Source organism: Mycobacterium sp. pW045, from assembly GCF_041287085.1.
Classification (GTDB): Bacteria; Actinomycetota; Actinomycetes; order Mycobacteriales; family Mycobacteriaceae; genus Mycobacterium; species Mycobacterium algericum_A.
The window spans coordinates 88,365-102,629 of sequence record NZ_JBGGKU010000009.1 but is presented as its reverse complement, the minus strand read 5'-3'; the positions used below and the strand labels follow the sequence as shown (position 1 = coordinate 102,629).

Sequence of the window (14,265 nt, the reverse complement as noted above, 5' to 3'; positions counted from 1 at the left end):
GTTCGGGTCGCGGCACCGGCGGCGGATGATTCAACCCCGCGCGGCGTGCCCGCCCCACAGCGCGGTGAGCCACAGCGCCTCGAGTACCCGTACCCCGCGCCCCACGTCACCGTCGGCCCCCAGGAACGCGGTGTCCCCGGACAGCATGTGGCCCGTGGTCGCAGCCAGTGTCCGCACCAGGGCGGGGATATCTTCGCTAATCGGATCCGCAGTGCCCGCGGCGATCTCGTCGTTGACCACGCCGACGATCTGGTGGATCACCGCGTCGATCTGGGCGTCGAGCAGTTCCCGGATCTCGGCGTCGCTGTTGCGTGCCATGTTGCACGCCGACATCACCGGATCGTTGTGGGCAAAGACCGCCGCCGCGCTGCCCACCATGCGTTGGGCGAATGCCGCCGGCGATTCCTCGGCGCCGCGCGGCGCGAAGTACTGGGTCAGTTCTTCGAGTTCCTGGCTCGCCTCGGCGAGGATGTGCGCCAGTACGGCGTATTTGGAATCGAAGTAGAAATAGAAGCCCGACCGTGCCACCCCGGCCCGGTCGCTGATGGTGCTCACGGACAGCTCCGCGAACGGTTTTTCCTCCAGTAACTCGCGCACCGCCTGCACGATCGCCTGGCGTTGCTTGTCGCCGCGCCGCAGCGGCAGACCGTCGGGAGTCGGCCCGGCCGGGTCATGCTCGGTGCTCACCCTTGCACCTTGCACCACGCCGCGCCGTATTCAAACTTGACACCCGTCAATTTTGATCTGAAGATGTGGTTACGTGACGGTCGCCACAGACCGTCATCGCCGCTGCGCACCCGACGTCCGCGAACGAGAGGTAGTCATCCGATGACGACCATGACCACCCCGCAGTATCTCCTCGACCAGGCCCGGCGCCGGTTCACCCCGACGCTGAACACCATCCCCGGGATGGGCGCCCTCGAGAAGCGGCTGCTCGCCGTGGACTGGAAGCAAAAGACGCTGGCGGAGCCCCCGGCCGGTAGCGGGCTCAAGCCGGTCGTCGGCGACTCCGGGCTGCCGGTGTTGGGCCACATCGTCGAGATGTTCCGGGGCGGCCCGGACTTTGCGATGCACATCTACCGTAAGCACGGTCCGGTGTACTTCGCCGAATCGCCGATCCTGTCCTCGGTCGTCGCGCTGGGTCCCGACGCCACCGAGACCGTCTTCGCCAACCGCAACAAGGACTACTCCACCACCGGGTGGATCCCGGTGATCGGCCCGTTCTTCAACCGCGGGCTGATGCTGCTGGACTTCGAGGAGCACTTGGCGCACAAGCGGATCATGCAGGGCGCGTTCACCCGCCCGCGGCTGGCCAGCTACGTCGAGGACATGGATCGGGTCGCCAGCGAGCTCGTGGCGAAATGGCCCACCAACGACCCCCGATTCCTGTTCTACCCGGCGGTCAAGGAATTGACGCTCGATGTTGCCTCGGTGGTGTTCATGGGCATGAACCTGCGCGACGACCAGAAGACCGTGGCGAAGGTCAACCACGCCTTCGAGCAGACCACCCGGGCCGGCGGCGCGATCATCCGCACGGCGGTGCCACCGTTCAAGTGGTGGCAGGGTCTGCAGGGCCGCAAGGTGCTCGAGGACTACTTCACCCAGCGGGTGCGCGAGCGCCGCAACGTCGAGGGCACCGACATGCTGACGGTGTTGTGCCACACCGCCGACGAGGATGGCAACACCTTCAGCGACGCCGACATTGTCAACCACATGATCTTCCTGATGATGGCCGCCCACGACACCACGACCTCGACGCTGACCACCATGGCCTACCACCTGGCGGCCAACCCGGAATGGCAGGAACGGGCGCGCGAAGAGTCGGCGCGGCTCGGCGACAGCCCGCTGGACATCGAGGCGCTGGAGAAGCTGGAGACCCTCGACCTGGTGATGGACGAGTCGCTGCGGCTGGTCACCCCGCTGCCGTTCAACATGCGCCAAGCCGTGCGCGACACCGAGTTGCTCGGGCACTACGTTCCGGCCGGGACCAACATCACGCTGTGGCCGGGGATGAACCACTGGCTTCCCGAGTTGTACACCAACCCACGCCAGTTCGACCCCGAACGGTTCCTGGAGCCGCGCTCCGAGCACAAGAAGCACCGCTATGCGTTCGCACCGTTCGGCGGCGGGGCGCACAAGTGCATCGGGATGGTCTACGGGCGGCTGGAAGTCAAGACCGTCATGCACCGGCTGCTGCGCCGCAACCGGCTGGAGCTGTCGCGGCCCGGCTACCGACCGAAGTGGGACTACGCCGGCATGCCGCTGCCGATGGACGGCATGCCGATCGTGTTGCGCCCGATCTGATTCACTCACCGACCTCGGCGCGCACCGCGGACCCTGCACCACGCCCGGTTGACAGGCGTCAAACTTGACCCAAGTATTAGGGATCAAGTGACGTCCGTCACTGCTTGCCGCGGCCTGTCAAAGGAGTGTCCGTGACCACGATCAGCACCCCGCGCTACCTGATCGACCAGGCCAAACGCCGGTTCACCCCGTCGTTCAACAACTTTCCGGGCATGGCGGCCCTGGAGAAGCGCCTGCTGGCCATGGAGTTCCCCGAGAAGCAACTCGCCGAGCCACCCCCGGGCAGTGGACTCAAGCCGGTCCTCGGCGACGCCGGGCTACCGATCCTCGGGCACATGATCGAGATGCTGCGCGGCGGACCGGACTATCTGATGCGCATGTACCACACCCACGGCCCGGTGCTATTCGGGGATTCGCCCGTGCTGCCCGCCGTCGCGGCGCTGGGCCCCGATGCGACGCAGGTCATCTACGCCAACCGCGACAAGGACTACTCGCAGCAGGGCTGGGTTCCGGTGATCGGGCCGTTCTTCAAACGCGGCTTGATGCTGCTGGATTTCGAGGAACACATGTTCCACCGGCGGATCATGCAGCAGGCGTTCGTTCGGCCCCGGCTCGTCGGCTACGTCGAACAGATCGACTTGGTCGCGTCCCAGGTGATCGCCAACGACTGGGTCAGCAACGACCCGCGCTTTTTGCTCTACCCCGCGATGAAGGAACTCACCCTCGACATCGCCGCGCTGGTGTTCATGGGGCACGAACCCGGCACCGATCGCGAGCTGGTCACAAAGGTCAATAAGGCGTTCACCACGACGACCCGCGCCGGCAACGCAGTGATCCGCACCAGCGTGCCGCCCTTCACCTGGTGGCGTGGCCTCAAGGCGCGTGAGCTGCTGGAGAGCTACTTCACCGCCCGGGTCCGGGAGCACCGCGGCAAGGAGGGCAACGACCTGCTCACAGCGCTGTGCTACGCCGAGGACGAGGACGGCAACCGGTTCACCGACGCTGACATCGTCAACCACATGATCTTTTTGATGATGGCCGCCCACGACACGTCGACGTCGACGGCCACATCGATGGCCTATAACCTCGCGGGCAATCCGGAATGGCAGCAGCGCTGCCGCGACGAATCGGATCGCTTGGGCGACGGACCGCTCGACATCGAATCGCTGGAGAAGCTGGAATCGCTCGATCTGGTCATGGATGAATCGATCCGCCTGGTGACGCCGGTACAGTGGGCGATGCGCCAGACGGTCCGCGACACCGACCTGCTGGGCTACTACATCCCCAAGGGCACCAATGTCATCGCCTACCCCGGGGTGAATCACCGTCTTCCCGAATTATGGACGGACCCAATGAAATTCGACCCGGAGCGATTCACCGAACCGCGTAATGAGCACAAGCAGCACCGGTATGCGTTCAACCCGTTCGGCGGTGGGGCGCACAAGTGCATCGGGATGACGTTCGGCCGCCTGGAAGTCAAGGCGATCCTCCACCGGCTGCTACGACGGTATCGGTTGGAGTTGCCGCACCCGGGTTACCAGACGCGCTGGGACTACGGCGGCATGCCGATTCCGATGGACGGGATGCCGATCGTACTGCGTCCGCTCTAGCCCGCGCCTCTCCCGCGGGCCTTTCCCGCGGGCCTTTCCCGCGAGCGTGCGCGTCCCCGGCCGACACGCCGCGGCGCGCACCGTTTTTGCGCACACACGCGCCCACAGGTCACTCTGCCGTGAGCAGCCGGTTGGCGCAGGTGGTGACCGCCTGCACCGCGGACCGTCCGGCGTCGACGGAAAAGCCGACCGCCCACGCCGTGGTGCGGCCGTTGGAGCCGTGGATGAACGTGGCGGTCTCGTCGCCGCACCGAAGCTGGTGGAAAGCCAGAATTTCCAGGGTGATTCCGCAGTCGTGAAGCATGGTGGTTAGCGCGGCCAGCGGCCCGTGCGCCGCCGCGGTGCAGGTGCCCGTCCGCTCGCCGACGGCGATCGTCGCCTGATATCTCCGGCCCTGCGGCCCCAGCCGTGCCGCGGGCCGGTCGGGGTCCAGACAACGCCACCGACCGACCCGCAGCGGTCCGGCGGCTCGCCCGTAGGTGGCCACGAAGCGGTCCCAGGTCAACTGTGCGGCCACGTCACGCAGCTCACGCGGTAACCGGGTGTCGAATCGGTCTTGAAACGAGGTGCTGGTCATGTCTCGGTCTCTTCTGCTCGAGGGGAGCGACCGACGGGTAGTAGCTTCCGACCCACAGCGGGGGGTCGGTCTGGATCAGACCCCGCTGCGGGTGACCGCTACTACAGGCAGATGACGCATGATCCAGCCAGGTTAATCCCGCTCCAGTCGGTGTGCAACCGATTATTTGCGTCAATCCAGGATGCGGCGGGCCACATTGGTGGTCACCAGGTCGAGCAGTTCGTCGGCACGACCGGCGAGGATGGTCCTGATCGCGTAGAGCGAGAACCCCTTGGCCTGTTCGGCGGTGATGGCCGGCGGGATCGACAGCACCTGGCGGGCGGTGACGACGTCGATCACGGCCGGCCCGTCATGGTCGAACGCCGCGGTCAGGGCCGGTTCCAGGTCGCCGGGCCGCTCCACCCGTCGTCCGAACATGCCCAGCGCTGCCGCGACGGCGCCGAAGTCCGGGTTCTGCAACTCGGTGCCGAAATTGACGATGCCGGCGGCCTTCATCTCCAGTTCGACGAAGTTCAGCGACGAATTGTTGAACACGATCACCTTGACCGGCAACCGATTCTGCGTCAGTGTCAACAATTCGCCGAATAACATTGCCAGCCCGCCGTCGCCGGCGAAGGCGACGACTTGACGCTTCCGGTCGACAGTCTGGGCGCCGATCGCGTGCGGCAGCGCACACGCCATCGTGCCGTGGTTGAACGACCCGATCAGCCGTCGCCGCCCGTTCATCGTCAGGTAGCGCGCCGCCCACACCACCGGGGATCCGACGTCGACGGTGAACACAGCGTCATCGGCGGCTAGTTGATTCGCCACCGCGGCAACGTATTCGGGGCGAATCGGAGTCCGGTCGCGATCATTGGAGGCCAGCGAGTCGAGCCGCTTGCGGGTCTTGCGATAGTGCTTGCGTGATCGCTCCAGATGGGTGCGATCGTCCTTGGGGTTCAACATCGGGCGCAACGCGGCGAGGGTGTCGGCAACCGTGCCCACGAGTCCGAGATCGATCGGGGTACGCCGGCCCAGGTTTCGGCCCCGGATGTCGACCTGGATGATCTGCGCGTGCTCGGGATAGAACTGCTGGTAGGGGAAATCGGTGCCGAGCATCAGCAGCACGTCGGCCTCGGCGATCGCCTTGTAACCGGAGGCGAAGCCGAGCAGTCCCGTCATACCGACGTCGTAGGGGTTGTCATACTCGATGTACTCCTTACCGCGCAACGCATGCACGATCGGGGCCGCCAGCGTGCCCGCGAGTTCGATGACCTGGCCGCGGGCACCGGCCACACCCGCCCCGGCCAGGATGGTGACCCGGGAGGCGTCGTTGAGCATGCCGGCCGCCGCGGCCAGACCGTGTTCGTCGGGGCGGCACACCACCCCGGCGGCTGTCACCGGTCGCGATCCCCAGTCGGTGGCGTCGACGCGGTCGGACAAGATCTCGCCCGGCACGACGACAACGGCGACACCGTTCTCCTCGACCGCGGTGCGCATCGCCATCTCCAGGATGCGGGGCGCCTGTCCGGGGGTGCTGACCAGTTCGCAGTAGACACTGCACTCGCCAAACAGGTTCTGCGGGTGGGTTTCCTGGAAGTAGTCGGAGCCGATCTCGGCCAGCGGGATGTGGGCGGCGATCGCCAACACCGGCACCCGGCTGCGGTGCGCGTCGAACAGGCCGTTGATCAGGTGGAGGTTTCCCGGCCCGCAACTACCGGCGCACACCGCCAGGCGACCGGTCATGGCGGCCTCGGCGGCGGCGGCGAAGGCCGCGGTCTCCTCGTGACGCACCTGTTCCCAGCCGAAGTCGCCGGCCCGACGGATCGCGTCGGTGAACCCGTTGAGGCTGTCCCCCGGGATCCCGTAGACCCGGTGCACGCCACTGCGTTTCAGGGCGGCGATGACATGGTCGGCGACGGTGGCCATTCACGCTCCCCTTCCTGGCGCGAGCGTGCGCAAAAACGGTTTCGGCCTCGGCGTGTTGACCGGGGACGCGCACGCTCGCGCAAAAAGTGCGGTGAAGGAGACGCTACTTGATCAGCGGGTCGCGGGGCATCCCCAGAATGCGCTCGGCGATCTGGTTACGGGTCACCTCCGAGGTGCCACCGGCGATCGCGATGCCGCGCGCACCCATCACCATCCGGCCGGCCATCGCACCCGGCCCGTCGTCGAGTGCGACGTCCGGGCCCAGCAGCGCCGCCCCGATGGCCGCGCCGTCGCCCATGTGCTCGGCGAGCTTGAGCTTGGTGACGTTGCCCTCCGGTCCGGGCCCGGCGCCGGCGATGCTGCGCGCCACCCGGCGCAGGTTCAGCAGCCGCAACGCGTGCTCGTCGGCGACGAACCGGCCGATCCGCACCGCGGCGTCGGCCACCGGCTGCCGGCCCTGCTGGGCCAGTGCGATCAGGTGCTGGTCCACCCCGGCGGTGAAGGATCCACCACCGCCGATGCTGACCCGCTCGTTGCCCAGGGTGGCGCGGGCGACCTTCCAGCCCTCATTGACCTCGCCGACGACGTCCTCGTCGGGAACGAAGACGTCGTTGAAGAACACCTCGTTGAACTCCGAGCCGCCGGTGATCTGACGCAGCGGCCGGACCTCGACCCCGGGCGCCTCCATGTCGATGATCACCATGGTGATGCCGGCGTGCTTGGGAACGTCGAAGTCGGTGCGCACGGTGGCCAGCCCACGCCGGCACAGGTGCGCCCCGGACGTCCACACCTTCTGGCCGTTGATCTTCCAGCCGCCGTCGACCCGGGTGGCCCTGGTCTTGACCGCAGCGGCATCCGAGCCGGCAGCCGGCTCGGAGAACAGCTGGCACCAGATCTCCTCCTGGCGCAGCGCTTTCTCCACGAAGCGCTCGATCTGCCAGTCGGTGCCCTGCTGGATCAGCGTCAGGATCACCCAGCCGGTGATCGAGTAGTCCGGCCGCTGCACCCCGGCGGCGCTGAACTCCTGCTCGATCACCAGCTGCTCGACCGCGTCGGCGGCCCGGCCCCACGGCTTGGGCCAGTGCGGCATCACATAGCCGGTCGCGATCAGCCGGTCCAGCTGCTCCTCGCCGCTCAACGCGGCGATCTCGACCGCGTCGGCGTGGATCCGGGTGCGCAACTCCTCGGCCTCGGGCGGCAGATCCAGGTCGTTGGCCCGGGTGATGCCGGCCGCGGCACTGTCGAACACCGCCAGGGCCGGTGCATCGCCGCCGAACAGCGCCTGCACCGTCAGGGCCCGGCGCAACTGCAGGTGGGCGTCGTGTTCCCAGGTGTAGCCGATGCCGCCGTGCACCTGGATGTTCAGCTCGGCGTTACGCACGTAGGCGGGGAACGCCAGGGTGGCGGCGACCGCGGCGGCCAACCGGAAGGCGTACTCGTCCCCACCGTCGGCGCGCGCGGCGTCCCACACCGCCGCGGTGGCCGACTCGGCCGCGACGAGCATGTTGGCGCAGTGGTGCTTGATGGCCTGGAAGGTCGCGATGGTGCGGCCGAACTGTTCCCGCACCTTGGCGTACTCGACAGCCGAGTCGGTGCAGTCGGCGGCCCCACCGACGGCTTCGGCGGCCAGCAGCACCCGAGCCCGCGCCAGCGCCGACTCACGCCCACCGGCCAGCGTGTCGTCGGCGCTGATCCCGACGCCGGTCAGCGTGACCCGCCCGGAGCGCCGGGTCGGGTCCAGGTTGCCGGGTACGTCGACGCTGACCCCGGCGCGGTCTCGCTCGAGCACCAGCACGTCTTCGCCGGCGGCCAGCAGCAACACATCGGCCAGCCCGGCGCCCAGCACGATCCCGGCGTCCCCGGAGGCCACGCCGCCGTCGAGGGCCAGCCCACCGGCCAGGCCCACCCCGGCCGTCACCGAGCCGTCGATCAGGCCGGGCAGTAGCCGGGCCTGCTGTTCGGGCGTCCCGGCGGCGGCGATCACCGCCGAGGCGATGACCGTCGGCAGGAACGGTCCGGGCGCCACCGCCCGGCCCAGTTCCTCGACCACCACCACCAACTCGGGCAGCCCGAAGCCCGAGCCGCCGTGCTCCTCGGCGATATGCAGCCCCAGCCAGCCCAGGGCGGCCAGCTCACCCCAGAACGGCGGCCGGCCCTCCTCGGTGGCGTCCAGCAGCGCACGGGATGCCGCGCGGGCTTGCTGCGCGGTCAAGAATCCGCGGGCCACCTCGGCCAGTTCGCGGTGGTCGTCGGTTACTGCGATGCCCATGGCAGATCTCCTGTTCGGTAACTACTTGGGGGCGAACCGCTGCCCGGCGTCCAACCGCAGGCACTGCCCGTTGAGCATGGGGTTGTCGACGACGGCGGCGACCAGCTTGGCGAACTCCTCGGGCCGGCCGAGGCGCTTGGGGAACGCCGCATCCTTGGTCAGGGCACTGGCGAACTCCTCCGGGATGCCCTTGGTCAGGCCGGTGGCGAACAGGCTCGGCGCGATCGCCAGCACCCGGATGCCCACCGAGCCGAGGTCACGGGCCATGGTCAGGCACATACCGGCGACACCGGCCTTGGCGGCGGTGTAGGCCACCTGGCCGATCTGGCCCTCGAACGCCGCGATCGAGGCGGTGTTGATGATGACCCCGCGCTCCTCGTCCTCGGGCTCGTTGGTGCTCATCTGCGCCGCGGCCAGCCGGTTGAGGTTGAAGGTGGCGATCAGGTTCAGGTCGATCACCGAGCGGAACGACTCCAGGTCGTGCGGGCCGGACTTGCTCAAAGTCCGCTTGGCGATGCCGCCGCCCGCGGTGGTGACGATGACGTGCAGACCGCCGAGGCCCTCGACCGCGGCGGCCAGGGTCTTCTCGGCGGCGTCGAAGTCGGTGATGTCCACCGGGTGGAAGGCGCCGCGCCCACCCTTGAGGCCGGCCGCCACCTCCTTGCCCTCCGATCCCTCTCGGTCGAGCACCGCCACTGCTGCGCCACCGGCGGCAAGCAGCTCCGCGGTTGCCCGTCCCATCCCCGAGGCGCCCCCGACGACGACGACCTTCTTCCCACTGATCTCCATGCGAACTCCCTTAAGCAAGTACTTGAGTATCAGGAACAAGTTATCGTTCCGCTCGGAAACCGCTGCCACTCGGGCATCCGGCCGGCCCCAAGGAGGTACCCGTGGGCGCACCGACCGCGCCGCAGCTGATCGAGCGACGCGACGGTCCGGTGACCTACCTGCACACCGACGCCGCGCTGCCCCCGGTCGCCGTCGTGGACCGCTCACCGATCTCGGTGCGCCAGAAACTGGCGCTCGGTGCGCTCGCCGTCGCGGGCGCGGTGGCGTGGGCGCTGATCGCCTTCGTCCGCGGCGAGTCGGTGAACGCGGTGTGGTTCGTGGTCGCCGCGCTTTGCACTTATATCGTCGGATTCCGTTGCTATGCAAGGCTTATCGAGCTCAAGATCGTCAAGCCCCGCGATGAGCACGCCACTCCGGCGGAGATCTTCGAAGACGGCACCGACTACCTGCCGACCGACCGCCGGGTGTTGTTCGGTCACCACTTCGCCGCGATCGCCGGCGCGGGTCCGCTGGTCGGACCGGTGCTGGCCACCCAGATGGGTTATCTGCCGGGCACCATCTGGATCGTGATCGGCGCGGTGTTCGCCGGCTGCGTGCAGGACTACTTGGTGCTGTGGTGCTCGGTGCGGCGACGGGGCCGTTCGCTGGGGCAGATGGCCCGCGAGGAACTCGGCCCGGTCGGCGGCGCCGCCGCGATCATCGGGGTGTTGGTGATCATGGTCATCCTGATCGCGGTGCTGGCGCTGATCGTGGTGCGGGCGCTGGCGGTCAGCCCGTGGGGGGTGTTCTCCATCGCGATGACGATCCCGATCGCGCTGTTCATGGGGATCTATCTGCGTTACCTGCGTCCGGGCCGGGTTTCGGAGGTCTCCCTGATCGGCGTGGTCGCGCTGCTGGGCGCCGTCGCCTCGGGCCGGTGGGTCGCGGAGACATCCTGGGGAGCGTCCTGGTTCACGCTCTCGCCGGTGGCGCTGTCGTGGTGTGTCATCGGCTACGGCTTCGCCGCCTCGGTGCTGCCGGTGTGGCTGCTGCTGGCGCCGCGCGACTATCTGTCGACGTTCATGAAGGTCGGCACCATCGCCGTGCTGGCCGTCGGCATCGTGATCGCCCAGCCGCTGATGGCGGCTCCCGCCGTCTCGACCTTCGCCCACACCGGCGACGGGCCGGTGTTCGCCGGGTCGCTGTTCCCGTTCCTGTTCATCACGATCGCCTGCGGGGCGCTGTCGGGATTCCATTCGCTGATCGCCTCGGGCACCACCCCGAAGCTGCTGGAAAAGGAGAGCCAGATGCGGCTGATCGGCTACGGCGGCATGCTCACCGAGTCGTTTGTGGCGGTGATGGCGCTGATCACCGCATCGATTCTGGACCAGCACCTGTTCTTTGCCCTCAACGCGCCGGTCGCCGCGACCGGCGGTACCGCCGAAACCGCTGCCGCCTACGTCAACGGGCTCGGGCTGGGCGGGTCACCGGTAACCGGTGAGCAGATCACCGAGGCCGCCGCCGCCGTCGGCGAACAGTCGATCGTGTCGCGCACCGGTGGGGCGCCCACGCTGGCATTCGGCATGGCCGAGGTGCTGGGACAGGTGTTCGGCGGCCCGGGCATGAAAGCGTTCTGGTATCACTTCGCGATCATGTTCGAGGCGCTGTTCATCTTGACCACCGTCGACGCCGGCACCCGGGTGGCCCGTTTCATGCTCTCCGACGCGTTGAGCAACCTGGGCGGGCCGTTGCGCCGGCTGGCCAACCCGGGCTGGCGAATCGGAGCGTGGGCGTGCAGCGTGGCGGTGGTCGCCGGATGGGGTTCGATTCTGTTGATGGGGGTGACCGATCCGCTCGGCGGGATCAACACCCTCTACCCGCTGTTCGGCATCGCCAACCAGTTGCTGGCCGCGATCGCGTTGACCGTGGTGACCGTGATCGTGATCAAGCGCAGCCGGCGCCGATCCGACTTGAAATGGGCACTGGTACCGGGCATTCCGCTGCTGTGGGATCTGACGGTCACCATGACGGCATCGTGGCAGAAGATCTTCTCATCCGATCCGCGAGTGGGCTACTGGACGCAGCATTTCGCCTACCGGGCCGCCGAGCGGGCCGGTGCGACCTCGTTCGGATCGGCGGTCGACGCGGCGCAGTTGCACGATGTCGTTCGCAACACCTTCATCCAGGGCAGCCTGTCGATCGTGTTCGCCGCCCTGGTCGCGGTGGTGTTCGTGACCGGGGTGCTGGTCTCGTTCCCGGCGATTCGCGGTGCCGTGTCGACCACCGAGCCGCCGCCGGTGCCGTCGCGCCGGTTCGCACCGGCCGGACTGGTCCCGTCGGCGGTCGAGCGAAAGGTACAGGCGCAGTGGGACGCTCGGCAAGCCGGCTAGCGCGGGCGGCTCGCCGGTTCGGCTGGTACTGGGCGACCCTGCTCGGCGACAACCACTACCGCCGTTATCTGGAATACCGCCGCCGGGCACATCCGGGCGAACCGGTGCTCTCCGAGCGGGACTACTGGCGGCGGCGTTACGACGCCGATCCCGGCGGACGGTGCTGCTGAGGCCGTTCATCGGGCATGATCGACTGGTGGCTGACATCACCCGCAGGGGGGCGGTCCGCAATGCCAAGCTGGTGGGTCTGCCGCTGGGCTTCGCCGGCCGGGCCGCGCTCGGGTTGGGCAAACGGCTGGCCGGCAGGTCCCGGGACGAGGTGACCGCCGAGCTCATGGAGCAGGCGGCCGAGCAGATGTTCACCGTCCTCGGCGAGCTCAAGGGTGGCGCCATGAAGGTCGGCCAGGTGCTCTCGGTCCTGGAGGCGGCGGTGCCCGACGAGTTCGGCGAGCCCTACCGCGAGGCACTGACCAAGTTGCAGAAGGACGCCCCGGCGCTGCCTGCGGCCAAGGTGCACCGAGTGCTCGACGCCCAACTGGGCACGCGGTGGCGGGAGCGGTTCAGCTCCTTTGACGACGATCCGGTCGCGGCGGCCAGCATCGGCCAGGTGCACCAGGCGGTGTGGGCCGACGGCCGCCCGGTGGCCGTCAAGATCCAGTATCCCGGCGCCGACGAGGCGCTGCGCGCCGACCTGAAGACGCTGCGGCGGCTGGCCGGGGTGCTCAAGCCACTGGCGCCCGGGGCCGATGTGCAGGGCATCGTCGACGAGCTCATCGAGCGCGCCGACATGGAACTGGACTACCGGCGCGAGGCCGACAACCAGCGCGCGTTCGCCAGGGCCTACACCGGCCACCCGCATTTCGCGGTCCCGCACGTGGTGGCCAGCGCCCCCAAGGTGGTGATCCAGGAGTGGCTCGAGGGCATCGCGATGTCGCAGGTCATCGCCGGCGGCACCGCCGCGCAGCGCGACCTGCTGGGCACCCGGCTGGTCGAGTTGATCGGCGACGCGCCGGCCCGGGTCGGCATGCTGCACGGTGACGCCCACCCCGGCAATTTCATGCTGCTGGCCGACGGCCGGATGGGCGTCATCGACTTCGGCGCGGTGGCGCCGCTGCCCGACGGCCTCCCGGTGGAGCTGGGCATGGCGCTGCGGTTCGCCAGCCAGGCCAACTACGACCTGCTGCTGCCCACGTTGGAGAAGGCGGGCTTCATCCAGGTCGGCGAACAGATCTCGATCGAGGACATCGACGACATGCTGCGCCGCTACGTCGAGCCGATGGCGCCCGACGTCTTCCACTTCAGCCGCGACTGGTTGCAGACGCTGGTCGCCGCGCAACTGGACCAGTCGATTCACCAGATCAAGACCGCCCGCCAACTGGACCTGCCACCCAACCTGGCGATGCTGGGGCGGGTCATCGGCACGACGGCCGGCATCCTGGCCCAGTTGGACGCGCACGTACCGGTTCGGGCGCTCGCGCTGGAACTGCTGCCCGGTTTCGCCGCCTAGGCTCGCGCGCCCGCTCCCGGCCGTGGCCAAAACTTGATGAAGCCTTGACCCGTTCGTGCGCATGTGCGACGGGGTTCGGGGGCCCGGTCTACCTACGATCAACCTCGTAAACACCAGTAGTTTTGGTCGGGAAGGTACGCCGGAGATGTGGACATCGGTACGCACTGCAGTCGCGGTGGTGGGAGTGGCTCTGACAACGGTGGTGATGCCGCCCAGTGCGGCTGCCGCCAGCCAACCCTCGGGCATCGCGTCGATCCAGCCGGCGCCGGGTGCCGTCGTCGGCGTGGCGCATCCCGTGGTGGTGAGATTCGCCGCGCCGGTGCGCGACCACCGGGCCGCCGAACGCACCATCCCGGTGCGGACGGACCCGCCCATGACCGGTACCTATGAGTGGGTCGACGACACCGAAGTCCACTGGGTCCCCGACCGTTACTGGCCGTCGCACAGCACCGTGGCATTGTCGGTGGGCAAGCTCTCCGCCGACTTCAGCACCGGAGCGAAGGTGGTCGGGGTCGCCAGCGTATCGGCGCACACCTTCACCGTGAGCGTCGACGACGAGCAGGCCGACCCGCTGCCCGCACCGCACCATCGCCCGCACTGGGGCGAAGACGGGGTGATGCCCGCCACCATGGGCAAGTCCGCATTCCCCACGCCGACAGGCCATTACACCGTTCTGGCCAAGGAAAAGAAGGTCCTGATGGACTCCAGCAGCGTCGGGATCCCGGTCGACGACCCCGAAGGTTACCGCTTCGACGTCGAACAGGCCGTGCGCATCAGCCGCCGGGGCCTCTACGTCCACTCGGCGCCGTGGGCGCTTCACTCCCTGGGCCTGGAGAACGTCAGCCACGGCTGTGTCGGTCTGAGTCCGACGGACGCCGAATGGTATTTCGACCGGGTCAATATCGGCGACCCGGTGATCATCAAGGAGTGAC

General features: G+C 68.3%; 11 protein-coding genes. 6 read left to right on the top strand and 5 right to left on the bottom strand.

Annotated elements, in window-relative coordinates; translation table 11 throughout:
* Positions 1-30: 30 nt before the first annotated feature.
* A complete protein-coding gene (locus ACAG20_RS15550; RefSeq protein WP_112685463.1) occupies positions 31-687 on the bottom strand; it encodes a TetR/AcrR family transcriptional regulator in 657 nt (218 codons plus the stop codon).
* 141 nt (positions 688-828) lie between these two features.
* Here ACAG20_RS15550 and ACAG20_RS15545 point away from each other — a divergent pair, with 141 nt between their 5' ends.
* Complete coding sequence (locus ACAG20_RS15545; protein WP_370493205.1) at positions 829-2,304, top strand: cytochrome P450; 1,476 nt, start codon at positions 829-831, stop codon at positions 2,302-2,304.
* Positions 2,305-2,435: 131 nt separating this feature from the next.
* Complete coding sequence (locus ACAG20_RS15540) at positions 2,436-3,914, top strand: cytochrome P450 (RefSeq protein WP_370493204.1); 1,479 nt, start codon at positions 2,436-2,438, stop codon at positions 3,912-3,914.
* 109 nt (positions 3,915-4,023) lie between these two features.
* Here ACAG20_RS15540 and ACAG20_RS15535 read toward each other — a convergent pair whose 3' ends face one another.
* The 4 genes from ACAG20_RS15535 to ACAG20_RS15520 all read right to left on the bottom strand — a co-directional run bounded on the left by ACAG20_RS15535 (position 4,024) and on the right by ACAG20_RS15520 (position 9,457).
* On the bottom strand, positions 4,024-4,491 hold the full coding sequence (locus ACAG20_RS15535) for a homocitrate synthase (protein ID WP_370493203.1): 468 nt from the start codon (positions 4,489-4,491) through the stop codon (positions 4,024-4,026).
* 171 nt (positions 4,492-4,662) lie between these two features.
* Entirely contained in the window at positions 4,663-6,399 is a 1,737-nt protein-coding gene (gene poxB / locus ACAG20_RS15530; protein ID WP_370493202.1) for a ubiquinone-dependent pyruvate dehydrogenase, read from the bottom strand.
* A gap of 103 nt (positions 6,400-6,502) precedes the next feature.
* Positions 6,503-8,668 carry an acyl-CoA dehydrogenase gene (locus ACAG20_RS15525; protein ID WP_112685471.1) on the bottom strand — a complete coding sequence of 722 codons (2,166 nt, stop codon included), beginning with the start codon at positions 8,666-8,668 and terminating at the stop codon, positions 6,503-6,505.
* A 21-nt stretch (positions 8,669-8,689) separates the two neighbouring features.
* Positions 8,690-9,457 carry an SDR family NAD(P)-dependent oxidoreductase gene (locus tag ACAG20_RS15520; protein ID WP_112685473.1) on the bottom strand — a complete coding sequence of 256 codons (768 nt, stop codon included), beginning with the start codon at positions 9,455-9,457 and terminating at the stop codon, positions 8,690-8,692.
* Between the two features lie 101 nt (positions 9,458-9,558).
* Between ACAG20_RS15520 and ACAG20_RS15515 the strand changes: the two genes are divergently transcribed.
* From ACAG20_RS15515 to ACAG20_RS15500, 4 genes are all read left to right on the top strand, one after another.
* On the top strand, positions 9,559-11,826 hold the full coding sequence (locus tag ACAG20_RS15515; protein ID WP_112685475.1) for a carbon starvation CstA family protein: 2,268 nt from the start codon (positions 9,559-9,561) through the stop codon (positions 11,824-11,826).
* Positions 11,802-11,996, top strand: a complete 195-nt coding sequence (locus ACAG20_RS15510; protein ID WP_013829729.1) for a YbdD/YjiX family protein — start codon at positions 11,802-11,804, stop codon at positions 11,994-11,996. Before ACAG20_RS15515 ends, ACAG20_RS15510 begins: the two co-directional genes overlap by 25 nt.
* Positions 11,997-12,022: 26 nt before the next feature.
* Complete coding sequence (locus ACAG20_RS15505) at positions 12,023-13,333, top strand: ABC1 kinase family protein (protein ID WP_370493201.1); 1,311 nt, start codon at positions 12,023-12,025, stop codon at positions 13,331-13,333.
* Between the two features lie 145 nt (positions 13,334-13,478).
* On the top strand, positions 13,479-14,264 hold the full coding sequence (locus tag ACAG20_RS15500; protein WP_370493200.1) for a L,D-transpeptidase: 786 nt from the start codon (positions 13,479-13,481) through the stop codon (positions 14,262-14,264).
* Position 14,265: the final 1 nt, after the last annotated feature.

What these genes read in the sequence shown, in the direction of transcription:
- poxB (WP_370493202.1), bottom strand. Translation starts at nt 6,399, where the DNA reads ATGGCCACCGTCGCCGACCATGTCATCGCCGCCCTGAAACGCAGTGGC.
- ACAG20_RS15545 (WP_370493205.1), top strand. Translation starts at nt 829, where the DNA reads ATGACGACCATGACCACCCCGCAGTATCTCCTCGACCAGGCCCGGCGC.
- ACAG20_RS15525 (WP_112685471.1), bottom strand. Translation starts at nt 8,668, where the DNA reads ATGGGCATCGCAGTAACCGACGACCACCGCGAACTGGCCGAGGTGGCC.
- ACAG20_RS15535 (WP_370493203.1), bottom strand. Translation starts at nt 4,491, where the DNA reads ATGACCAGCACCTCGTTTCAAGACCGATTCGACACCCGGTTACCGCGT.
- ACAG20_RS15520 (WP_112685473.1), bottom strand. Translation starts at nt 9,457, where the DNA reads ATGGAGATCAGTGGGAAGAAGGTCGTCGTCGTCGGGGGCGCCTCGGGG.
- ACAG20_RS15500 (WP_370493200.1), top strand. Translation starts at nt 13,479, where the DNA reads ATGTGGACATCGGTACGCACTGCAGTCGCGGTGGTGGGAGTGGCTCTG.